This window comes from Pseudomonas typographi, from assembly GCF_014694385.1.
Lineage (GTDB): Bacteria > Pseudomonadota > Gammaproteobacteria > Pseudomonadales > Pseudomonadaceae > Aquipseudomonas > Aquipseudomonas typographi.
In genome coordinates this window covers 1-255 of sequence record NZ_JAAOCA010000196.1, presented here as the reverse complement: position 1 = coordinate 255, position 255 = coordinate 1, and the positions used below count along the sequence as shown (strand labels likewise).

Annotated in this window: 1 protein-coding gene; it reads right to left on the bottom strand. The window is 61.2% G+C overall.

The genetic code is table 11. From position 1 onward, the window contains the following. On the bottom strand, window positions 1-239 hold a 239-nt coding region (locus HAQ05_RS29760), incomplete at its 3' end, for a hypothetical protein (protein WP_190427788.1). Window positions 240-255 lie beyond the last annotated feature (16 nt).

The following is a 255-nucleotide window of genomic DNA, read 5'->3' as shown; positions in this document are numbered from 1 at the left end:
GCGATGCCGTCCAGCATCTCGGTTTCGAACTGAATCTGGCTGCTGCTGTAAGCCCCATTGGGGATGACGATGGCAGTGCCGTTGGACGGCCCAACCCCTGGCACGGAAAAGTCTTGGTTCCCCTTCGCGGCGCCGGCGGCGAACGTCACCAGCGTGGAAAGAACCACCCTGATCGTGAACGAGTTCTCATCGATTTGAAGGGTGCCGTCCGCGCCCCAGAACCTTGCGCCCCAGCTCATGCGTTCAGGTCTCCAA